The sequence below is a fragment of the Candidatus Williamhamiltonella endosymbiont of Tuberolachnus salignus genome (genome assembly GCF_964019775.1).
In the GTDB taxonomy this organism is placed as follows: domain Bacteria; phylum Pseudomonadota; class Gammaproteobacteria; order Enterobacterales; family Enterobacteriaceae; genus Hamiltonella; species Hamiltonella defendens.
Window position 1 is genome coordinate 598,724 of the sequence record NZ_OZ026471.1, and the last position, 20,756, is coordinate 619,479.

Below are 20,756 nucleotides of genomic sequence, written 5' to 3' on the forward strand. Positions count from 1 at the left end.
CAATTATTTTTCCAATAAAGATAGCAAAGCATTTTGAATATCCGCTGTGACTTTTTTTATGGGTTTTGAGGCATCGATCATTTTAATACGAGGATCATCATATGTCAGTTCGAGATAACGTGCCCGAATGCGTTCGAAAAAAACCAACGATTGCTGTTCAATACGATCAAGATGGCCTCTTTTACGAGCGCGTTGTAGCCCTAATTCAGGCGGCAAATCTAAGTATAAGGTTAAGTCAGGACGAAAAGAAGAACCTAAAGTAAAATCAGCTAAAGATTTGATAAATTCAGATTTTATCCCTCGTCCGCCTCCTTGATACGCTTGAGATGAAAGATCATGACGGTCGCCTATTACCCAGGTTCCAGAAGATAAAGCCGGTTTGATGATATTTTCGAGCAATTGCACTCGAGCAGCATATAAAAGCAATAATTCCGCTTTATCGGTTAAAATCTCTTCATTTTGGCTCTTTTTTTTAATTAAATGACGTATTTCTTCACTTAATGCGGTCCCGCCTGGCTCACGAGTACAGATCACATCCTGAATTTTAAAATGCCTTAAGAACTGTTGTACAGTATTGACAGCAGTGCTTTTTCCTGCTCCCTCCAGACCTTCAATAACAATAAATTTACCTTTCATTTTTTTTTCTTTAACGCCTCGCGATAAGCTCGTACAGCTCGATTATGGCCTGCCAAATTAGTGCTAAATGTATGCCCGCCTTCACCATTTGCCACAAAATAGAGATAATCTGTTTCTTCAGGATGAGCCGCCGCGTTAAGTGATGCTAAACCTGGCATGGTAATGGGAGCAGGGGGCAAGCCAGGTATAATATAAGTGTTATAAGGCGTTACTGTGAGCAAGTCTTTATGCGTAATGGCCTCTGTATAATTTTTGCCTAAACCATACATCACTGTAGGATCTGATTGTAAACGCATCCCTAACCTTAGGCGATTAATAAATACTGATGCAATTATTTTTCTCTCTGCATTAATAGAGGTTTCTTTTTCAATGATGGAAGCCATAGTCACTAACTCATCGGGGGTTTTATAAGGCAGTGATTGATTTCTTTGCTCCCAAATTTGGTTTACTGTTTCGTTCATTTTTTGATGGGCGCGTTTGAGTATCAATAAATCTGAGTTTCCGAAGGAATAAAAATAAGTATCCGGATAAAAAGCGCCTTCTATATGCCCTTCACTTTGTAGCTTAAATAGCTGAGCAACCTCTGCATTCGTTTTATTTTGCAATAAGTGTTTGATGTTGTCTTTTTTGTCCATCTCATTCTTCCAAAGATGCCAATGAGTTCCTTCGATAAAACGAATAGCAAATTGTGCTTCTTTACCACTGGCAAATAATTCCAGCATCTCTTTGACACTCATGCCAGAAAGCAGGTAATAAGTGCCTGCTTTAAATTCAGCTAATTGAGGCTCAATAATCAGTAAACAACGCAATAACCAAGTTTTAACTAAAAGATGATTTTTTAATAAGATGGTTTCTAATGCTATTCTTCCCGTTCCTGGAGGAACCGTTAAGATAGTATCTTTTGTTATAGGTAATGGTGAATGAGCAAAATGTTGAATTTCATAGTAGACATAAAGGCTTATTAATAAACAGATTGGGATAAAAAATGTACATGCTCTAAAATAGATTTTTTTCATTTACGTTCATTAAGCTTTTTTAAAATTTTGGGCAGAGGAAACATAAATACTGTAAGAACGCAGCCAATCAGGCATATTATTGTATTGATTAGAGTTTTTTCAAAACTGTAGCGAGGTTGAAGTGAAATCGAACGGAGCATCCCGAATTTTGCAAAGTCTCACCAAGATAAATAAAGATTTCAAGCGAGTTTTGACTATAAAATCATATTTTTTTAAACACTACAGAGCCGTTTGTGCCACCAAAACCAAAGGAATTACAAAGAGTATATTCCATATTTTTTAATGAACGAGTTTCATTGGGAACAAAATCCAGGTCAAAGCCTTCGTCTGGATTGTCTAAATTAATAGTAGGGGGGGCAACCTGATCATGTAAGGCTAGAATTGAAAAAATAGATTCTATTGCACCTGCCGCACCTAACAAATGGCCTGTCATGGATTTGGTCGAACTTATCATCACGTTTTGTGCATCTTCAGAAAAAACGGTTTTGATAGCTTCAACTTCTGCCTTGTCTCCTGCAATAGTAGAGGTGCCATGCGCATTAATATAGTTAATTTTTGAAGCCGACACACCCGCATCTTTTAATGCATTTTTCATCGCCAACGCTGCTCCATAACCATTTTCTAGTGGATTGGTAATATGATGAGCATCACTGCTCATACCAAAACCGACCAGTTCGGCGTAAATTTTAGCATTACGTTTTTTAGCATGTTCGTATTCTTCTAAAACAAGAACGCCTGCGCCATCACCCAAAACAAAACCATCACGATCTTTATCCCAAGGACGACTTGCTGCCTGAGGATCATGGTTTCGTTTTGATAAAGCTCGAGCAGCAGCAAAACCCGCAACACCCAATGGCGTAGTGCTTTTTTCCGCGCCTCCTGCCAGCATGACATCAGCATCGCCATAAACAATGATTCTAGCGGCATGCCCAATATTATGAACACCGGATGTACAGGCTGTAGAAATTGCAATGTTAGGTCCTTGTAGACCATAAATAATACTAAGATGACCGGATATCATATTTACAATAGTAGAAGGCACAAAAAACGGGCTTATCTTTTTAGCCTCTTTATCAACTAAAAGAGAATAATTATCTTCAATCAGGCCTAATCCACCAATACCAGAGCCGATAGCCGCGCCGATACGGGATTGATTTTGTTCGGTGACGTCAAGCCCAGAATCACGCATTGCTTGAACGCCAGCCGCGACACCATATTGTATAAAAAGATCCATTCTTCGAATATCTTTAGGTGGAATGTAATCTTTAGCCTCAAAATTTTTGACTAAGCCAGCAAAACGCGTTTCATAGAGGCTGGTATCAAAATGATTTATTAAAAAGATGCCACTTTGACCTAAAAGGACTGCTTTCCATGCAGATTCTACTGTGTTACCGACAGGAGACAACATACCAAGTCCAGTGATTACCACTCGGCGTTTAAACAAATTTTTCTCCTAATATAGGAACGATAACGATGGTAAAAATAAGGCGATCATAGATCGCCTGAATTTATTTATTTTTTGCATGTTGATCAGATATATATTTAATAGTTGCTTGAACAGTAGTAATTGTTTCTGCATCTTCATCCGGAATTTCAGTATCAAATTCTTCTTCTAATGCCATAACCAGTTCCACAGTGTCAAGAGAATCAGCACCAAGATCGTCTACAAAAGAAGCACTATTAGTAACCTCTTCTCTTTTGACGCCTAGTTGATCAGCGATGATTTTTTTTACACGTTCTTCAATATCATTAGTGCTCATACTGTTAAATTTCCTATCAAAATTCGCTTACGCGAGAGTATCGGTAGTTTTGAAATTGCTTTAAAAACGAGGATTTTCCTGTTTGGATTAAACGTTGACTCGCTTCAGTGGGTATTCTGCTTCATCAAACAGCCTAACTGCAGCGCTCCTCCAGCAGGCCGTACAGCATTATCGTCATTGAAATCACGGAGCAAGTGCTGCTGGCGCGGCATTTTAACAAAGATATTCTGCAAAATCACGCCTTATATCCCTCATACTAAAGGAAGAATTGCTGTTAAGACAAACAAAACAGATTTTATAAAATCAGTATTTTATTTAATTTTATAGTGGTGAGTACACAGAACAAGAAATTACTTTTTCTTTTATTAAATCATATACATGCCTCCATTAATATGTAAGGTTTCACCGGTAATATAACTGCTTTGATCAGAGGCTAAAAAAGCCACTGCATTCGCAATATCCTTAACATCACCCAATCGATTCATGGGAATTTTTTTTAAAATTTCAGTGCGTCGAGTTTCTGTTAACGCCTGTCGAGACATATCCGTTTCAATAAATCCAGGTGCGACCACATTAACCGTGATGCCTCTTTGAGCGACTTCTTGAGCAAGAGATTTACTAAAACCAATTAGGCCGGCTTTAGCAGCAGTGTAATTGGTTTGCCCTACATTTCCCGCACTGCCTACTACGGATCCTATATTGATAATACGACCAAAGCGCTTTTTCATCATGGGGCGTAAAGCGGCTCGTGAAAGATAAAATATGGATGTTAAATTTGTGCCCAAAACCTCATTCCAACTGTTTGTTTTCATACGCATCAGCAAACCATCACGTGTAATACCTGCATTATTGACCAAGATATCAGGGCCACAAAATTCCTCTTCAATGCTCTTTATTAATGCTTCAATGGATTCCTCGTCAATCACGTTTAAGGTGACGCCTTTACCATAGTCACCTAAATCATCGCTGATTTTTTTTGCACCCTCTTCAGTGGTCGCCGTGCCTATTACAAAAGCACCCTCTTCTGTTAATGATTGGGCTATAGCGCGACCAATCCCACGAGTTGCGCCAGTAATCAATGCAATTTTTCCTTTAAATCTCATATATATCCTCTTTTAAAATCTTGTTCACAGATTTTCCTGAAACATAATTAAGAGCATGAGCCAATGAATGAGCGTCATTGACTGAAAAAGCAGGTGCTTTATGCACAATGCGTTTATTCAGACCGGATAAAATGTTTCCCGCCCCCAACTCTAAAAAAGATCCCACACCTTTTTGAATCATAAATTGGATACTTTTAACCCAAGGTATTGGAGAATACAATTGACGTACTAATGCCTCTCGGATATGTTCAGGTGAATTTTCTACTTTGACATCTGCATTGTTGAGCACCGGAAATTTTGACGTTTTAAACACCATTTTATTCAGCTCAGCCAACAACTTATCCGCCGCCGGCTTCATCAAGGCACAATGAGAAGGCACACTCACCGATAAGGGGAAGACCTTTTTTGCTCCCGCTGCGATACAGGCAATATTAGCTCGTTCTACTGCTTCTTTATGGCCAGAAATCACGACTTGCCCTTGAGAATTAAAATTTGCGGGTGAAACAACCTGATTTTGTGCTGTTTGTTTGCAAATTTTCACTATAGTTTCATCATCGAGTCCAATGATAGCAGACATGGCTCCCTCGCCTGCGGCGGCTTGCATTAATTTTCCTCTTAATTCAACCAGCTTTACTGTTTCTGTCAAATTCAAGACACCGGCACACACTAAGGCGGAATATTCTCCTAGACTATGGCCTGCCACCATAAATGGAGAGGGGCCGCCTTCTGCTTTCCAAACCCGCCAGATGGCCACAGAAGCCGTGAGTAAAGCGGGTTGTGTTTTCCATGTTTTATTTAATTCTGATACAGGCCCCTCTTGTGTGAGCGCCCAAAGATCGTAACCAAGAGCATCACTGGCTTGAGAAAAAGTTTTTATTATCAAAGGAAATGTTTTCGCCATACTCGAAAGCATCCCCAATGATTGAGAACCCTGACCTGGAAAAAGGATTGCAAATGTTGTCATGACTTTTTTCCTTTAAAAGCTAAAAACGAACTAACGCAGATCCCCAGACAAAACCACCCCCAAAGGCTTCCAAAAGAAGTAGTTGCCCTCGTTGGATCCGGCCATCGCGTACCGCTTCATCTAATGCGGATGGCACTGATGCAGCAGAAGTATTACCGTGCCGATCTAAAGTAATGACCACTTTTTCCATGCCTATATTCAACTTTTTAGCTGTGGCGTTAATAATACGGATGTTAGCTTGATGGGGTATCAACCAATCTAGTTCTGAAGCATCCAATTGATTGGACTTTAAGGCTTCATGAACAACGCTTGCTAATTCAAGTACAGCCACTTTAAATACTTCATTTCCAGCCATGCTGATAAAAGGCGAATTTTTTTCTCTGGGATAAAATAGGGTGAGTAGTTTTCCGTAGTGCCCATTTGCGTGTAAATGAGTTGAAATAATACCTGGTTGATCTGAGGCACCTAAAACGACTGCCCCTGCCGCATCCCCGAATAAAATAACAGTACTGCGATCTTTAAGATCAAGAGATTGTGTCAGCAAATCAGAACCGATCACCAATGCATAGGATATTGCGCCACTTTTAATATATTGATCAGCAACACTGAGAGCGTAAATAAAACCCGCACAGGCGGCAGCCAAGTCAAAAGAAATGCTGTCTTTAATGCCTAACATCTCTTGTATTTGACAGGCTGAACTTGGAAAAGCATGACTTGAAGAAGTGGTAGCCACAATAATTAAGCCAATGTCATTTTGGTCAATTTGAGCCATTTTTAAGGCTTCTGTTGCAGCATAAAAACCCATGCTGGCGACTGTTTCAGAAGAGGCAGCGATCCGCCTTTCTCGAATGCCTGTTCTGGTGAAAATCCATTCATCTGAAGTGTCTACCATTTTTTCTAAATCTGAATTGGTACGCACTGTTTCAGGTAGATAACTCCCTGTACCGAGTATGTTAGTCTGCATAATTACCTTCGATAAGACACTTTACTCTTTAGCATTAGCACTTTTTTCATTAGACTTTGTTTAAAACTGGCGTGAGTCTCACCCTACGTTTGTGCGCTAACCGTTTTTTATCAATCATTAAACGGTTTTCTCGCTTCCCGCGATTTAAAAAAAACTCAAGAAAAAACCGCGCATATGCGGCTTTGACAGGGGGTTTTAAAATTGAAGGATAAGCTGAAATCAGCGGTTGATCACCTTACGCCCGCGATAATAACCATCGGTAGTGATGTGATGGCGTAAATGAGTTTCGCCGGAGGTTTTATCTACAGACAATAAAGCAGTTGTCAATGCATCATGTGAGCGACGCATACCACGCTTGGAGCGAGTGGGTTTATTTTTTTGTACGGCCATAAATTGGATTCCTTAATTACTTTTTCTTTAAACGGGATAACACTGAAAATGGATGAGATTTTTTTTCCTGTTCTTTTACAAGGCCCTCTCCCATTTTTGTGAAAAATAAATGACAATCTTTGTCTTCATGAACCGGAAAAGCAGGGATTGAAAGAATCAATTCGTCTTCAATCATAGACAGCAAATTTAATTCACCTGCTTCGTTCATTTCTATAAAGTCATACAATGACCTGCAGGTTTCACTCAGCTTATCATAAGTACCACTGGTGACAGGGATAAAACAATATTCTGTCTTCAGATGATACAAAAAGGTGCTGCAGCAGCGCTGACAGGTTAATTTCAAATCGACATTCGCATGGCCTTTTATAAAGGCTCGCTGTTTTTCATCAATTCTAAATAAGAGAAAAACATCAATATCACTCTCTATAGAGTCTACAGATTCTGCGATTCGCACAAATTGATCAGATTCACAAAACCCCCTGTACTCTAGCCCTTTATCAGCGGCAAAAATCGGATCAATGGTCAAGGGTAATTTTATTTTTTGCATAGGGCCGGCATATTAGCTTTGTCATCAAAAAGAGTCAAAAAAAGAAAAAAGTCATCCTCAAAGAAGAGGTTATTTTTGATGACGTAAAAATTGGAGGCAATGCCGTAATGAATTGTCCAAAGGTGCTTTTATTTGTATGGTTTCTCCAGAATGAGGATGTACAAATTCGAGGGATAATGCATGTAAAAATAAGCGATTTAAATGGCACCCCTTTAATTTTTTCTCAAATTCAGGATCACCATAACGATCATCAAAAACAATCGGATGCCCCGCATGTAATGCGTGGACACGAATTTGATGGGTTCTTCCTGTTAATGGCCTTACTTTCATCAAAGTCGTATTGGTAAAACGTTCTTCAATTTCAAAATGGGTTTGTGATTCTTTGCCTTGATGGCTCACTTTCACGATTCTTTCACCGTTTTGCAAAATATTTTTTTGTAACGGAGCTTGTATCAGTTTGCAGGATAAAGGCCAGTCACCAGCAACCAAGGCCAAATATTCTTTTTTCATTGTTTTAAGACGCAATTGTTCATTCAGAGAACGTAATGCAGAGGGTTTTTTGGCAACCATTAATATCCCTGAAGTCTCGCGATCCAATCGATGCACTAAATGTAAAAAACGTTGGTCTGGACGCAGCGCACGAAGTGCTTCTATCACACCAAAGCTCAGACCGCTTCCGCCATGAACAGCCATACCTGAAGGCTTATTTAAAATCAATATATCAGGATCTTCAAACAAAATAGACTGAGCCAAAGCCACAACTTTATTGCATTTTATTGAGATTGGTTTGTTTTGAATGATTGCGGTTTTGATAGGGGGAATTCGGAGCATATCGCCGGTGAGAAGCTTATAACAAGGCTTGATGCGTTTTTTGTTCACTCGTACTTCACCTTTTCTTAAAATACGGTAAAGCATACTTTTCGGAACTCCTTTTAAAAAGCGAATTAAAAAGTTGTCAATTCTCTGACCTGCATTATCGTCAGAAATAGTAATGGATTGTACTGATGATGAAAATTCCAAACGGTTTCTCTCTTAATGTTAATAATATTCTTAATATTAACATCATCCTTTAAGAGATATTAGACTTATCGTACAACAAAAAATGGCCACATAAAGAGTGGCTCAGCCAGTAGTGAGTTTTTCAACAGGGTTATTAGAGAAAGAGTGTCCTAATAAGGCTGGTATTCAAAAAAGAGGAGAAAGGATACAATACGTCTTAATGTTGAAATGACCCATCTTGAGCGTTGTCAAAATCTTTGAAGAGATCAAAATAAACAGATAAGGTGTTTTTAGATAACGATTTGAAAAACAGTATCCTCGAAACTGTTTTGTAATATCTAGCATAAATGGAGTAACAAACGCTGCAATGGCATAAGACGTTTGTTGCTATAAAAAACAGACCTACACTACTAATCAAAAAATAATGAGTAAATGTCAAATGAAAAGAATGTTAATTAATGCCACTCAGCATGAAGAATTGAGAGTTGCACTCGTAGATGGACAAAAATTGTATGATTTAGATATTGAAAGCCTGGGTTATGAACAAAAAAAGGCCAATATTTACAAAGGCAAAATTACTCGAATTGAGCCTAGCTTAGAAGCCGCTTTTGTTGATTATGGTTCTGCAAGACAAGGTTTCCTTCCATTAAAAGAAATTTCACCTGAATATTTTTCACCGAATTATTCCAATCATGGCGCTCGCCCTAATATCAAGGATGTGTTATCTGAATCCCAAGAACTGATTGTTCAAATAGATAAAGAAGAGCGCGGCACAAAAGGGGCGGCATTAACGACTTTTATTAGCTTGGCGGGAAGTTATCTGGTCTTGATGCCGAATAATCCTGGAGCCGGAGGGATTTCCCGACGTATTGAAGGCGATGATCGAGCGGAGTTAAAAAAGGCGATGGCCTCTTTAGAGCTACCAGAAGGTATGGGTTTAATCGTCCGTACTGCGGGTTTAGGTAAATCCTCTGAAGCATTGCAATGGGATTTGTCATTACGACTTAAACATTGGGATGCCATAAAAAAAATAGCAGAAAATCGCAAGGCACCTTTTTTAATTCATCAGGAAAGTAACGTGGTCGTTCGTGCTTTCCGTGATTATTTACGCCCTGATATCAGTGAAATTTTGATTGATAATCCCAAAGTGCTTGAGCTCGCAAAAGATCACATCACAGCGCTTGGACGGCCTGATTTCAGCAATAAAATCAAACTTTATACAGGTGAAGTCTCGTTATTCAGCCATTATCAAATTGAATCACAAATTGAATCTGCTTTTAAACGCGAAGTACGTTTGCTGTCTGGCGGCTCTATCGTGATCGATACCAGTGAAGCTCTGATTGCAATTGATATCAATTCGGCCCGGGCGACCAGCGGTGGGGACATCGAAGAAACCGCGTTGAACACAAATTTAGAGGCCGCTGATGAAATAGCGCGCCAACTTCGTTTAAGGGATTTAGGTGGGCTGATTGTCATCGACTTTATCGATATGGGCCCTATTCGGCATCAACGTGAGGTAGAAAATCGCTTACGTGAAGCCTTGCGTCAAGATAGAGCCCGTATTCAGATTGGCCGTATATCTCGATTTGGTTTACTTGAAATGTCTCGCCAGCGGCTGAGTCCCTCTTTAGGCGAATCGAGTCATCATGTCTGCCCACGTTGCAGTGGTACAGGTACTGTCCGAGATAATGAATCTTTAGCACTGTCAATTTTAAGGCTCATTGAAGAGGAAGCGCTCAAAGAAAATACGCATGAAGTACATGCGATTGTTCCAGTAGAAGTGGCTTCATATCTGCTGAACGAAAAACGAGATGCTGTGAATGCAATTGAAAAACGCCAAGAGGGTGTCCGTGCTGTGATTGTGCCTAATGCTCAAATGCAAACTCCTCATTACACAGTGTTACGGGTTCGTAAAGGTGAGGAATCCCTGACCTTAAGTTATATGCTGCCTCAACGTTATGAAACAGAAATGCCTCAAACGCAAGATGACCCATCAAATGGACGTAAGCACTGCGAAGAGCCCGCGCTTTCCAGCTTATCATTCCCAATCAAAAGTACTGATATATCCAATAAAAATGGCGCTCACGGGCTCAACAATGCACGGCCAGAAAGAAGTTTCTTTCAAACGTTGATAACTGTGATTCAACGTTTGCTGGGATGGATCAAGAAAAAAGAAACCCACGGCCTTGAATCTAAAAATACAGCAGCTCAACCTCAAGAGAACGCCTATGTAAATCGGAAAACTGATACACGTAAGGAACGATCTCCAAGAGAACCTCGTGAAGATCTGGGGCGCAATAAGCTTTCTCGTTCGCAAACCGCGACTAGAGACAAAACTAAAAACAAAAATAATAGAATTCAATTAGAAGAAGACGAGAATGTGCAGGCGAATAAACCCCAAGCTGCTGAACGCCCACGTCGTCGTCAACAGGATAGACGTACGAATACACCTCATCCTCAAATAATAGAGCAAGAAGCGAAAAGTCTGATTGAGCCTCTTTTAACTCAAGAGGAAGAAGTGCCACATGAAGAAGTGCCACATGAAGAAGTGCCACATAAAGAAACACCGAAAAAAATCCCGCCACGTCGTTCGCAACGCGCATTGACTCAAAAAATACGTTTAAATCAGACATCTCATCTGACAAACGCGGTCGATATCACCATTCGAGATCAAACGCCCCATGAAACACCTGTGATGATTGAAGAACAGCAAAATGCACCGCCGATACCAGAAGAAGCCACTGGTTTGACAGAGAAGGCAAATGAGACCATGGCAGAAGAAGTGGAAAAACACATGGCCCCTACCTCGGTCAATGAAAATAGTACATTCCCCCGCCGCTCACGTCGTTCACCTCGTCATCTTCGTGTCAGTGCTCAAAAGCGCCGGCGTTATCGTGATGATCCTGATACTGTTCAATGTACAATGCCTTTAAAAAGTGCGGTGGACTCACCAGAATTCGCTTTTGGTAAAATTTGTCTGAGTGCCTTTTCTGAGCAGATGATAAACCCCGATATTCTGTTCAATGATGATGTTCATCTAAAGGAAAAGAAACAAGAGAGACAGGAAGACAAACAGGAAAAATCAGCATCTGTTGAATATGTAGAAAATTCGAAAAATGAGCAAATTGCCGCCACAGAATCTGAAAAAAAACAGGTTTTCGCCCCTGTAACAAAAGTCTTTGTGATCGATCAAGCGGTGTCTTTTCCGACGAATTGGAGGTGGCAGCCTTCTTCATTTATTTCTGAAGACAGTACACCGGCAGGAACACAGAATGCCATCCATCATGCCAGTGTTCCTGCCGGTAGGCCAGAAGAAGTCAAGTAGCAACGATACTAGACCTGCTTCACATTTGAAAACTGAGATAACTATAGTGTCGAAAATACTTAAAATTCGTCGCCCAGATGATTGTCATGTTCACTTGAGGGATGGTGACATGCTTCAAGCAGTACTGCCTTATACCAGTGCGGTCTTTCGTCGTGCAATCATCATGCCAAATTTAATATCCCCCATCAAAACGGTGCAAGAAGCGGTTGAGTATAAAAACCGCATTCTAAATGCGTTGCCTTCTGGGCACTCTTTTCTCCCTTTGATGACTTGTTACCTGACAGATGACTTTCCTGTTAAAGAATTGACATCTGGTTTTGAACAAGGAATATTCACTGCCGCTAAATTATATCCTGCTCACGCTACGACAAATTCCTCAAAAGGGGTTTCTGATATTCCGGCCCTCTATCCCTTATTTGAACAGATGCAAAAGCTGGGGATGCCATTGTTGGTGCATGGCGAAGTGGCTTCTCAACAGGTAGACATTTTTGATCGAGAAGCTATTTTTATCGAACAGGTATTAGAGCCCCTTCGAAAACATTTTCCAGCGCTTAAAATCGTTTTTGAGCATGTAACAACAAAAGAAGCGGTGAATTATGTTAAGGAAGGAGGGCGCTTTTTGGGAGCGACCATCACGCCTCAGCATTTATTATTTCATCGTAATGATATGCTGGCAGGCGGGATCCGCCCGCATTTATTTTGTTTGCCCATCCTGAAAAGGAGTGAGCACCAAAAAGCATTACGTGACGCAGTTTCTAGCGGACACCCTCGTTTTTTTCTTGGCACGGATTCGGCACCGCACACTCAAAAAAATAAAGAGTCCGCCTGTGGTTGCGCTGGTGTTTTTAATGCGGTTTCCGCTGTGCCTATTTATGCCTCTATTTTTGAAGAGATGAACGCATTAGAACATTTAGAAGCTTTTTGTTCTCTTAATGGTGCTCATTTTTATGGATTACCAGAAAATCAAGATTTCATTGAATTAATCAAGGTTCCTTTTATTCAGCCGAAAGAAATTTTGATTGGAAAAGAGTCTCTCATTCCTTTTTTAGCGGGTGAGCAAATAAATTGGTCTATCAAAAAGTAAAACCCGCCGTATGGATAAATTAACTGTAAAACAACTGATCAAATTTGAGTACACAAAATGAATCATCCAACCCGATTGCCTTTAGATTTTACAGAAGCTGCGGCTCGTAAATTTAAAGAGTTGATTGCCAATGAACATAATTCCAATAAAAAACTTCGGGTTTACGTTGAGGGGGGTGGCTGTAATGGTTTTAAATATATGTTTACTTTAGACGATAAAGTTAACGAAGGAGATCTGGCGATTAATAAGCAGGGTGTTTCTCTTGTCGTCGATCCCTTGAGTTTGGGGTACTTAATAGGGGGTATCGTAGATTATGTTGAAAGCATAGAATATTCACGTTTTATTGTAAAAAATCTCAATGCTAAAACCACCTGTGGTTGCGGCTCTTCTTTTAGCGTTTAGTCCCGCATTTTTGACACCCTGAATCTTTCCATCACTTTTCATGAGTCTCATGCTGATTATCCCAGATAAATTCAGATTTATCGGGTGCATTTTTTGAGTCAGATAATATTCGAGGATGAGATTTTAAGAAATTCATAATATCCCGGCATAAAGGATCAAGACCCGTACTCTTTGTGGCAGAAATGATGTAGTATTTTTCGTTCCATCCTAAGGATTTGACGATATTTTTGGCCGTTTCTTCTGTTGCTTTTGAACACAAAACGTCGGCTTTGTTAAACACAAGCCAACGGGGTTTCTCAGCAAGATTGGTATTATATTGCTCTAATTCGTTGACGATCATTTTTACATTCTCAGCAGGATCTGAGCCATCAATAGGCACGATATCCACTAAGTGTAATAATACTTGGCAGCGTTCCAGGTGTTTTAGAAAATGGATCCCTAAACCGGCTCCTTGTGCGGCACCTTTGATGAGCCCTGGGATATCAGCAACCACAAAGCTTTCTGCTTGATCCACCCGAACAACCCCCAAACTCGGAATTAAGGTAGTAAAAGGATAATCTGCGACCTTAGGTTTTGCAGACGAGATGGATCGAACGAAAGTGGATTTCCCTGCATTTGGCAAACCTAACAAACCGACATCTGCCAGCAAAAGTAATTCTAAAGTGAGATCTCTTTTTTCACCGAGGCTGCCTAATGTTCTTTGACGCGGCGCTCTATTGATAGAAGACTTAAAGCGGGTATTTCCCAATCCGTGAAAACCTCCCTTTGCAACCATGACCTTTTGTTCTCGACGGACCATATCAGCCAGAATTTCACCAGTGGCGCAATCCAGTACCCTCGTCCCCACGGGCACTTTAAGGGTAATGTCTTGGCCTCTTTTGCCTGTGCAATCACAACTTTGCCCGTTATGACCGCTTTCAGCACGAAATATTCGGACAAAACGATAATCAATCAGAGTATTAATATTCTCATCCGTGATAAGATAAACATGCCCACCATCACCTCCATCACCTCCATTAGGGCCACCATAAGGGATATACTTTTCTCTTCTAAAGCTGACACAACCATTGCCTCCATCCCCTGCTTCAACCTGAATACTGGCTTCATCAACAAATTTCATCTTTTATCCCTTATATAGATATTTTTTTTGAAGACGGTTCACTTTCAGCAAATAACGACGTGACTCGCTGGCTGAATGCCGAGTGCTGAGTATATGAAACACATCATCTGGTTTCATTCGGTTAATGACCTGAATGGCTTTGTTTTTATCTTTGGCAAATACGCGCAATACACTACCCACTCCCCCATTATAACCCGTAATAATCGCGTAACGACGAGAAATGGGGTTTCTGATGGCTTTTAAATAGCTGTTTTTTAAAATAAACAAATAAGCGGTACCAACATCAATGTTATTTTTAGGATTGAACAGATAGCTTCGACTCGGTTGCCCATTTTTGCCTTTCATCTGAAAAACATCTTTCCCTGCGGTGTGTCTCATCACCTGCATTAAACCTAATGCGTCAGAAGAGCTGACAGCGTAAGGGTTAAAACTGGATTCAGTCTGAATAATCGCCAAAATCAAGGAGGTTTCAATCCCATATTTCACTGATGCATGCTTGATGAAAGGCCAATATTTTCTGGCTCGTTGATCGATATGATTGGGTACCAGCTTTAACGTGATTGACCAGATCAAGTGTATCCCAGAGCGCCTTTTCTGTATTTTTGTCTTTAACAGATAATCGGCAAAATGCCGTGCAGCCCATTGGGAACGAATGGGTTGGTGATGGTTATCCAATACTTGGCCATATAAAAATGGATGTTGACTGATGGTGATGTCGTTGAGGTCTGAATACAGATCAACAGAAGTGGGATCATCTCCCATCAGTAAGGTTGCAATCATAGCGTTACCTAAATGGCTTTTAGGATCTATGGTGGCTATGGTCTCAACTGTAATACTGCCTGCTTTAAAATTAATATGACTGCGAGTTTGATATTGATCTGTATATTTGACGTAATCTTGAGGACCTGCCATTAATATTTCATTAAATCCCCAAATGTTTTCAATATTGTGTGCAAATTGCCCCATTAAAATATCAAAGCTATTTGTGTCTTTGATGTAATCTAAATGATTTTCTTGATTTTTTTTCTTTGAACAAGAAATCAATAGGAGGATCATCAGAAATAAAATCGCTATTTTCTTCATTTTATGAACCAGATTTAAACAAAAAAAGAGGTCTAGTCTTTAGGTGGAATGTATCCCGAGACATGTACATCCTTACCTTCAAACAAAAACTGAATCATTTCACGCTCTAGTAATGCCCTATCTTCGTGATGAATCATGCTCAGCTTTTTTTCATTGATCAGCATAGTCTGTTTGTTTAACCAAAGTGACCAGGCTTCTTGAGATATGTCATCATAAATACGTCGCCCTATATCCCCTGGATAAATTTGAAAATCCTGTCCAATTGCCTCTTTTTTTAAAAAAGTACAAAAAATAGTTCTACTCATATCTGTTTTCCCTTTTTTTATTTTTATGCGAGCATTTTTTATTGTTCATATTCAGCTGTAGTAGCAAACGTTTCACCGGAGCCGCCAATCCTATTGATGGAGGCTCAGATAAGTGATACCAAAGACCTCTTTCCTTCTCCATACATCTGTTGTTTAAGCCTTTTGTTTTGAGTAAAAAAGGCAGAATATCTAAATGAAAATGTGTGAAAGTGTGACGAAAGCGCGCCAGAGGAGATAAATCTTCTTCTTTCAGCCCGCGAATGTTCAACCAAAGAGCGAGCTCTGAAGCTTTGTTAAACTCTGGAAAACAAAATAAACCACCCCATAAGCCGATAGGTGGGCGTTGTTCAAGCCAAATCTGTTCTCCATTTTGTATCAAAAGAAAATACGCGGTTTTTTCAGGGCGTATTTTTTTAGGTTTTTTAGCAGGATAATCAGCCCAGCTGTGATTCGCAAAGGCCAAGCAACCGATCTGTAGCGGGCAAATCGTGCATTTAGGCGTAGAGCGAGTACATATCATCGCGCCAAGATCCATCATCGCTTGATTAAATGCCGCAGCATCAGAAAGCAACATCCTTTCTTCACTGAGGTTCCATAATGTTTGCTCCACTTCTTTTTTGTTTGGCCAACCCTCTATTGCATAACAGCGGGCCAATACTCTTTTCACATTTCCATCCAGAATAGGAAAAGATTGCCCCATCGCCAACGACAAAATAGCACCGGCGGTCGATCGGCCAATACCTGGTAATGCAATGATATCTGAAAAAGCCAAAGGAAATTGCCCTTGATGTTGAGCAAAGATCGTTTGGGCGGCCTTATGCAAATTTCGCGCACGAGCATAATACCCCAGACCTGTCCATAGATGTAATACTTCATCTAAAGAGGCTTGAGCGAGGGCTTTGATATTTGGGAAGCGCGTCACAAAACGCTGAAAATAAGGGATCACGGTTGCAACCTGTGTTTGTTGCAACATGACTTCCGAAAGCCATACACGATAAGGGGTTTTATTTAATTGCCATGGCAAAGTTTTCCGGCCATGTTGGTGATACCAGTTAACTAACATTTCTGAAAATTTTTTTGCCTGCATCCCAATTGGTATCCAACCAATAAACTCAATGAGTTCAAATCATACCGTTTTTTTCTGATATTGCAGCATAGAGTCTTGAAACTGTAAACTGGCGCTTTTTTTATTTCTCAAAGATAAAACACAATATGTTATCAATTTTAAAAGAAACAGAGGCGTTAAGACCCATCCGTAGTTTTGTACGTCGTCAGGGGCGTTTAACAAAAGCGCAAAAATGGGCTTTAGATCAATACTGGCCCCAAATGGGTGTGGACTACCAAAACAGCTTGATTGACACGACTCAATTATTTAGGCGCAAAGCGCCACTTGTATTAGAAATCGGTTTTGGTATGGGGGATTCTCTGGTCACTACAGCGACACTGAACCCAGAACAGGATTTTTTAGGGGTGGAAGTTCATATACCTGGCATAGGCGCCTGTTTGAGATCAGCTCATGCCGCCCATGTGACGAATGTGCGAATTATTTGTCATGACGCCGTTGAGGTACTCAAACATATGATTGCAGATCATTCTCTGGAAAAAGTGCAATTATTCTTCCCTGATCCATGGCATAAAGCACGACATCATAAAAGGCGTATTGTACAACGCCCTTTTCTAGAGTTGGTGAAACGCAAATTAAAAGTGGGAGGATGGTGTCACATGGCGACCGATTGGCAGCCTTATGCCGAACATATGCTCAAAGTTATTTCAACGATCGACGGTTACAAAAACCTTTCTGTTAGTGAGGACTATGTAGAACGACCTGAATCAAGACCTTTAACCAAATTTGAAACCAGAGGTAAAAAACTAGGTCATGGTGTTTGGGATTTGGTATTTGAAAAAATAACTAAAGAAAGCCTGAAAAAGGGGGAGTAAAAAATTTGGCTCCTCTGACTGGATTCGAACCAGTGACATACGGATTAACAGTCCGCCGTTCTACCAACTGAACTACAGAGGAATAGATTGAACGAGGCGCATGATATCCAGTCGCTTTTGTACTGTCAACGCTAAATTATGGCAAGAAATTTAAATATAAATTGAGGCTCAATAGTTTAATGATGACAGATCGGTTTTATTTTCATCTTAATCTTGCCAGTTATTATCCAAGGCATAACGATAAAGCGCATTTTTTTTGACATGATGAATTTTAGAGGTCAAAGCCGCTGATTTTTTGATGGAAAGCTCAGAATGTAATAAACGAAAAGTTTCTAATGCCGCATGAGGCAAAGAATTGTCGGATTTGATTCGATGGCCTTCCATGATAAGCACCATTTCCCCACGATGACGATTTTTATCCTCTTTTATCCAATTGAGTAATTGTTGAACAGGCGCCCCATAAATCGATTCCCAAGTTTTAGTGAGCTCCCGAGCAAGCACCACATAACGTTCTTCCCCAAATATTGAGGCCATATCTTGTAAACTGTCGAGTATACGATGGGGTGATTCATAAAAAATCAGGGTCCTCTTTTCTTCAATTAATGCCTTGAGCGCGTTTTGACGCGATGGAGCTTTTGACGGTAAAAATCCTTCATAACAAAAACGATCTGAAGCAATTCCTGAAGCAGATAACGCCGCAATCGCAGCGCAAGCCCCAGGTAATGGCACAACACGAATGCCTTCCTCTCTGCAACTGCGAACCAGGTGATAACCCGGATCACTGATTAATGGTGTGCCCGCATCCGAAACCAGCGCAATACTCTGACCATTTTTTAATTTTTCAAGCAAGACACCTGTTTTTTGATTTTCGTTATTGTCATGCAATGCAAATAGCCGAGTGGCCTTAATATTAAAATGCTTTAGTAAAAGACCTGTATGACGGGTGTCTTCTGCTGCAATCAGATCAACATGATTTAGTACACCTAAAGCTCGATGTGTGATATCACCTAAATTTCCGATGGGGGTGGCAATGACATAAAGCGTGGAAGCAAAAACGATTTGCTCATTATATTGATGCATTTTTTATCCCAAAAAATATATCGTAAAATAATTATTATTTTTAATAAATAAAATATGATTAATAATAAAAAAATTTTTTAAGATGATTCGAAATAACATGTTTTTCGCCATTAAAAAAAGCAAATGAATGAAAAAAATCGATCATGGTTTCAAAAATATAAAAACACCCTGCAATATATTGAGCTCAATTTCAAAAAGTCTCTAAGGAGATGCATGTTTTATAGGGCATATTTTAAATCGAAGCCGATGATTAAGGTTTTATGCCCCTTTTTTTTATTGGGCATTTCCCTGTTAGCCTCCTCTTTTTTGGGAGCCTCTGATCTATTGCTCTATAAAAAAAACAGTGACAACAAAGTACAACTTGAAACACTTCAACAGGAAATCGAAAAAAAAGAAAAAACGGTTCAGGAGAAACAGAAAAAACGGCATCAATTATTGAGTCAATTAAAAAAACAAGAAAAAGAGATTGAAAAACTGAAGCGAACATTAGCTCTTTCAAAAAACGCCATAAATAAAATCAATGAAGAAATCACTGAATTTTCAGAGTCTATTGATGCCTTAAAAAACAGCCTGAAAGCACAACAGTTGATGCTTGCTCAACAACTCGATTTTGCTTTTAAGCAAGGGAAAACGCACGGTGTACAATTTTTATTAAAAGGTGAAGAAAGCCAGCTTTCTCGGCGTGTGCTTGCCTATATAGATTATTTGAATCAGGCCCGAGTCAACTCTGTTAATGAGTTAAAAAATACTCAAATCAATTTAAGCGAAAAAAAAAGCATATTAATAAAGAAAAAAAATCAACAGAACACATTATTAGATCAGCAAAAAACGCAACAGATAAAATTTAAAAAAATTTCGCTGGCACATGAAAAAAATTTATCATTATTAGAATCCTCTATTGAAAAGGAGAAGATCTCTCTTGATCATTTGAAATCATATGAAACACAATTGATAAATGCCATCCTCAAGGCACAACGAGAAGCTCACATTCGTCATGAATATGAAGAAAAAAAAGGCAAGAAATATCAGCCTAATAATCGTGAGCGTTTTCTCGTATCTCTCACCTCAGGAATAGGAGCACCCAAAGGGAAAATAAGCTGGCCCGTAAAAGGCACTCTGCTTCATCATTTTGGTGAATCACTACAGGGTGAACTGCGTTGGAAAGGGATGGTCATTGCCACAAATGAAGGTGAACCCGTAAAAGCCATCGCTGATGGCTATGTTTTATTGGCTGATTGGCTACAGGGATACGGTCTGGTGGTAGTCATAGAGCATGGTAAAGGGGACATGAGTTTATATGGTTATAATAAAAAAATATTGGTTAAATTAAATACACAGGTGAAAGCAGGGCAAACCATCACGTTAGCGGGCAGCAGCCCTTTGGAAGGGAAACCTGCGCTTTATTTTGAAATACGTCGACAAGGTCAAGCGGTCAATCCACGGCTTTGGCTTAAAAAATAACAACGATTCATTATTCTGTTGATGATTTCATCGTCAATATTGTTTGTTCACTTTTTTGATTACCTTACATTGTCATTTCAAATTATAGCCATCAAGGATCTTAAATGATGTTTTTTAGTTCCACTTTCTTTGTTTTATTACTATTTGCAATACTGGGTCTAATCAGCAAAAACATGACGTTGAGCATCTCTGTAGTGTGCTTGTTTTTTCTGTCTTTTATTTATCCAAACCTGATTTTTCCCTGGGTTGAAAAATATGCATTAAAAGCCGGGATCCTCATTTTAACTATCGCTGTGTTAGCGCCGATTGCCAGTGGAAAAATCAATGCGCGGGACATTTTTAATTCTTTCACTCACTGGCAATCCATCCTGGGCATTCTCATTGGTGTCTTCGTTTCTTGGTTAGGAGGGCGAGGGGTTTCATTGATGAGTCATCAACCTTCAGTGGTGACAGGTTTGCTGGTGGGCACCATTTTAGGTGTGGCGTTTTTTAAAGGCGTGCCTGTGGGGCCTTTGATTGCAGCGGGGCTGCTTTCACTCGCACTTGGCAAGTTTTAATTTAGTGAAAACGCAATGGGTC

General features: G+C 39.9%; 20 protein-coding genes, 1 tRNA gene and 1 pseudogene. 6 read left to right on the top strand and 16 right to left on the bottom strand.

Annotated elements, in window-relative coordinates:
* Window positions 1-3 precede the first annotated feature (3 nt).
* From tmk to rluC, 10 genes are all read right to left on the bottom strand, one after another.
* Window positions 4-636, bottom strand: coding sequence for a dTMP kinase (gene tmk / locus AACL23_RS02855; protein WP_339050016.1), 633 nt, complete (start codon window positions 634-636; stop codon window positions 4-6).
* Complete coding sequence (mltG, locus tag AACL23_RS02860) at window positions 633-1,652, bottom strand: endolytic transglycosylase MltG (protein WP_339050018.1); 1,020 nt, start codon at window positions 1,650-1,652, stop codon at window positions 633-635. The genes tmk and mltG overlap by 4 nt, the downstream gene beginning before the upstream one ends.
* A 202-nt stretch (window positions 1,653-1,854) precedes the next feature.
* The gene (gene fabF, locus AACL23_RS02865; RefSeq protein ID WP_012738160.1) at window positions 1,855-3,096 is read right to left on the bottom strand and encodes a beta-ketoacyl-ACP synthase II; all 1,242 of its coding nucleotides are present in this window, start codon (window positions 3,094-3,096) and stop codon (window positions 1,855-1,857) included.
* Window positions 3,097-3,160: 64 nt separating this feature from the next.
* Window positions 3,161-3,412 carry an acyl carrier protein gene (acpP, locus tag AACL23_RS02870; protein ID WP_100096108.1) on the bottom strand — a complete coding sequence of 84 codons (252 nt, stop codon included), beginning with the start codon at window positions 3,410-3,412 and terminating at the stop codon, window positions 3,161-3,163.
* A gap of 365 nt (window positions 3,413-3,777) precedes the next feature.
* Entirely contained in the window at window positions 3,778-4,515 is a 738-nt protein-coding gene (fabG, locus tag AACL23_RS02875; protein WP_095034436.1) for a 3-oxoacyl-ACP reductase FabG, read from the bottom strand.
* Window positions 4,505-5,479, bottom strand: coding sequence for an ACP S-malonyltransferase (fabD, locus tag AACL23_RS02880; protein WP_095034437.1), 975 nt, complete (start codon window positions 5,477-5,479; stop codon window positions 4,505-4,507). Before fabD ends, fabG begins: the two co-directional genes overlap by 11 nt.
* Window positions 5,480-5,498: 19 nt before the next feature.
* Window positions 5,499-6,443, bottom strand: coding sequence for a beta-ketoacyl-ACP synthase III (locus tag AACL23_RS02885; RefSeq protein WP_100096107.1), 945 nt, complete (start codon window positions 6,441-6,443; stop codon window positions 5,499-5,501).
* Between the two features lie 219 nt (window positions 6,444-6,662).
* A complete protein-coding gene (gene rpmF, locus AACL23_RS02890; protein ID WP_095034438.1) occupies window positions 6,663-6,833 on the bottom strand; it encodes a 50S ribosomal protein L32 in 171 nt (56 codons plus the stop codon).
* Between the two features lie 16 nt (window positions 6,834-6,849).
* Window positions 6,850-7,380 carry a YceD family protein gene (locus AACL23_RS02895; RefSeq protein WP_339050023.1) on the bottom strand — a complete coding sequence of 177 codons (531 nt, stop codon included), beginning with the start codon at window positions 7,378-7,380 and terminating at the stop codon, window positions 6,850-6,852.
* Window positions 7,381-7,449: 69 nt separating this feature from the next.
* A complete protein-coding gene (gene rluC / locus AACL23_RS02900; protein WP_100096105.1) occupies window positions 7,450-8,400 on the bottom strand; it encodes a 23S rRNA pseudouridine(955/2504/2580) synthase RluC in 951 nt (316 codons plus the stop codon).
* 418 nt (window positions 8,401-8,818) lie between these two features.
* Between rluC and rne the strand changes: the two are divergent.
* From rne to erpA, 3 genes and pseudogenes are all read left to right on the top strand, one after another.
* Window positions 8,819-11,351: pseudogene (gene rne / locus AACL23_RS02905) on the top strand (ribonuclease E); the annotation flags it as partial.
* 312 nt (window positions 11,352-11,663) lie between these two features.
* Window positions 11,664-12,788 carry a dihydroorotase gene (gene pyrC, locus AACL23_RS02910; RefSeq protein WP_407079241.1) on the top strand — a complete coding sequence of 375 codons (1,125 nt, stop codon included), beginning with the start codon at window positions 11,664-11,666 and terminating at the stop codon, window positions 12,786-12,788.
* A gap of 57 nt (window positions 12,789-12,845) precedes the next feature.
* Entirely contained in the window at window positions 12,846-13,190 is a 345-nt protein-coding gene (erpA, locus tag AACL23_RS02915; protein WP_012738073.1) for an iron-sulfur cluster insertion protein ErpA, read from the top strand.
* Window positions 13,191-13,221: 31 nt separating this feature from the next.
* On the opposite strand, the gene cgtA is transcribed toward erpA, so the two are convergent.
* From cgtA to mutY, 4 genes are read right to left on the bottom strand one after another with little or no spacing between them, the layout of a single operon-like run.
* Window positions 13,222-14,310, bottom strand: coding sequence for an Obg family GTPase CgtA (gene cgtA / locus AACL23_RS02920; protein ID WP_100096103.1), 1,089 nt, complete (start codon window positions 14,308-14,310; stop codon window positions 13,222-13,224).
* 3 nt (window positions 14,311-14,313) lie between these two features.
* Window positions 14,314-15,393, bottom strand: a complete 1,080-nt coding sequence (gene mltC / locus AACL23_RS02925; RefSeq protein WP_095034441.1) for a membrane-bound lytic murein transglycosylase MltC — start codon at window positions 15,391-15,393, stop codon at window positions 14,314-14,316.
* A 32-nt stretch (window positions 15,394-15,425) separates the two neighbouring features.
* Window positions 15,426-15,698: an oxidative damage protection protein gene (locus tag AACL23_RS02930; RefSeq protein WP_012738076.1), complete on the bottom strand. Its 273-nt coding sequence runs from the start codon at window positions 15,696-15,698 to the stop codon at window positions 15,426-15,428.
* Complete coding sequence (gene mutY, locus AACL23_RS02935; protein ID WP_100096102.1) at window positions 15,691-16,785, bottom strand: A/G-specific adenine glycosylase; 1,095 nt, start codon at window positions 16,783-16,785, stop codon at window positions 15,691-15,693. The genes AACL23_RS02930 and mutY overlap by 8 nt, the downstream gene beginning before the upstream one ends.
* 125 nt (window positions 16,786-16,910) lie before the next feature.
* On the opposite strand from mutY, the gene trmB reads away from it, so the two are divergent.
* On the top strand, window positions 16,911-17,636 hold the full coding sequence (trmB, locus tag AACL23_RS02940) for a tRNA (guanosine(46)-N7)-methyltransferase TrmB (RefSeq protein WP_012738078.1): 726 nt from the start codon (window positions 16,911-16,913) through the stop codon (window positions 17,634-17,636).
* A gap of 6 nt (window positions 17,637-17,642) precedes the next feature.
* Here trmB and AACL23_RS02945 read toward each other — a convergent pair.
* Both AACL23_RS02945 and rsmI read right to left on the bottom strand, forming a co-directional pair.
* Window positions 17,643-17,718 (bottom strand) — tRNA-Asn (locus AACL23_RS02945).
* A gap of 125 nt (window positions 17,719-17,843) precedes the next feature.
* Complete coding sequence (gene rsmI, locus AACL23_RS02950; protein ID WP_100096101.1) at window positions 17,844-18,716, bottom strand: 16S rRNA (cytidine(1402)-2'-O)-methyltransferase; 873 nt, start codon at window positions 18,714-18,716, stop codon at window positions 17,844-17,846.
* 213 nt (window positions 18,717-18,929) lie between these two features.
* Between rsmI and envC the strand changes: the two genes are divergently transcribed.
* Together envC and AACL23_RS02960 are read left to right on the top strand one after the other, a co-directional pair.
* The gene (gene envC, locus AACL23_RS02955) at window positions 18,930-20,177 is read left to right on the top strand and encodes a murein hydrolase activator EnvC (RefSeq protein WP_339050033.1); all 1,248 of its coding nucleotides are present in this window, start codon (window positions 18,930-18,932) and stop codon (window positions 20,175-20,177) included.
* A 104-nt stretch (window positions 20,178-20,281) separates the two neighbouring features.
* Window positions 20,282-20,734, top strand: coding sequence for a DUF441 domain-containing protein (locus AACL23_RS02960; RefSeq protein WP_012738082.1), 453 nt, complete (start codon window positions 20,282-20,284; stop codon window positions 20,732-20,734).
* Window positions 20,735-20,756 lie beyond the last annotated feature (22 nt).

Coding starts and splice junctions, on each gene's coding strand:
- tmk (WP_339050016.1), bottom strand. CDS start 636: ATGAAAGGTAAATTTATTGTTATTGAAGGTCTGGAGGGAGCAGGAAAA.
- mltG (WP_339050018.1), bottom strand. CDS start 1,652: ATGAAAAAAATCTATTTTAGAGCATGTACATTTTTTATCCCAATCTGT.
- acpP (WP_100096108.1), bottom strand. CDS start 3,412: ATGAGCACTAATGATATTGAAGAACGTGTAAAAAAAATCATCGCTGAT.
- fabG (WP_095034436.1), bottom strand. CDS start 4,515: ATGAGATTTAAAGGAAAAATTGCATTGATTACTGGCGCAACTCGTGGG.
- fabD (WP_095034437.1), bottom strand. CDS start 5,479: ATGACAACATTTGCAATCCTTTTTCCAGGTCAGGGTTCTCAATCATTG.
- AACL23_RS02885 (WP_100096107.1), bottom strand. CDS start 6,443: ATGCAGACTAACATACTCGGTACAGGGAGTTATCTACCTGAAACAGTG.
- rpmF (WP_095034438.1), bottom strand. CDS start 6,833: ATGGCCGTACAAAAAAATAAACCCACTCGCTCCAAGCGTGGTATGCGT.
- AACL23_RS02895 (WP_339050023.1), bottom strand. CDS start 7,380: ATGCAAAAAATAAAATTACCCTTGACCATTGATCCGATTTTTGCCGCT.
- pyrC (WP_407079241.1), top strand. CDS start 11,664: ATGCCAGTGTTCCTGCCGGTAGGCCAGAAGAAGTCAAGTAGCAACGAT.
- erpA (WP_012738073.1), top strand. CDS start 12,846: ATGAATCATCCAACCCGATTGCCTTTAGATTTTACAGAAGCTGCGGCT.
- cgtA (WP_100096103.1), bottom strand. CDS start 14,310: ATGAAATTTGTTGATGAAGCCAGTATTCAGGTTGAAGCAGGGGATGGA.
- mltC (WP_095034441.1), bottom strand. CDS start 15,393: ATGAAGAAAATAGCGATTTTATTTCTGATGATCCTCCTATTGATTTCT.
- AACL23_RS02930 (WP_012738076.1), bottom strand. CDS start 15,698: ATGAGTAGAACTATTTTTTGTACTTTTTTAAAAAAAGAGGCAATTGGA.
- mutY (WP_100096102.1), bottom strand. CDS start 16,785: ATGCAGGCAAAAAAATTTTCAGAAATGTTAGTTAACTGGTATCACCAA.
- trmB (WP_012738078.1), top strand. CDS start 16,911: ATGTTATCAATTTTAAAAGAAACAGAGGCGTTAAGACCCATCCGTAGT.
- rsmI (WP_100096101.1), bottom strand. CDS start 18,716: ATGCATCAATATAATGAGCAAATCGTTTTTGCTTCCACGCTTTATGTC.
- envC (WP_339050033.1), top strand. CDS start 18,930: ATGTTTTATAGGGCATATTTTAAATCGAAGCCGATGATTAAGGTTTTA.
- AACL23_RS02960 (WP_012738082.1), top strand. CDS start 20,282: ATGATGTTTTTTAGTTCCACTTTCTTTGTTTTATTACTATTTGCAATA.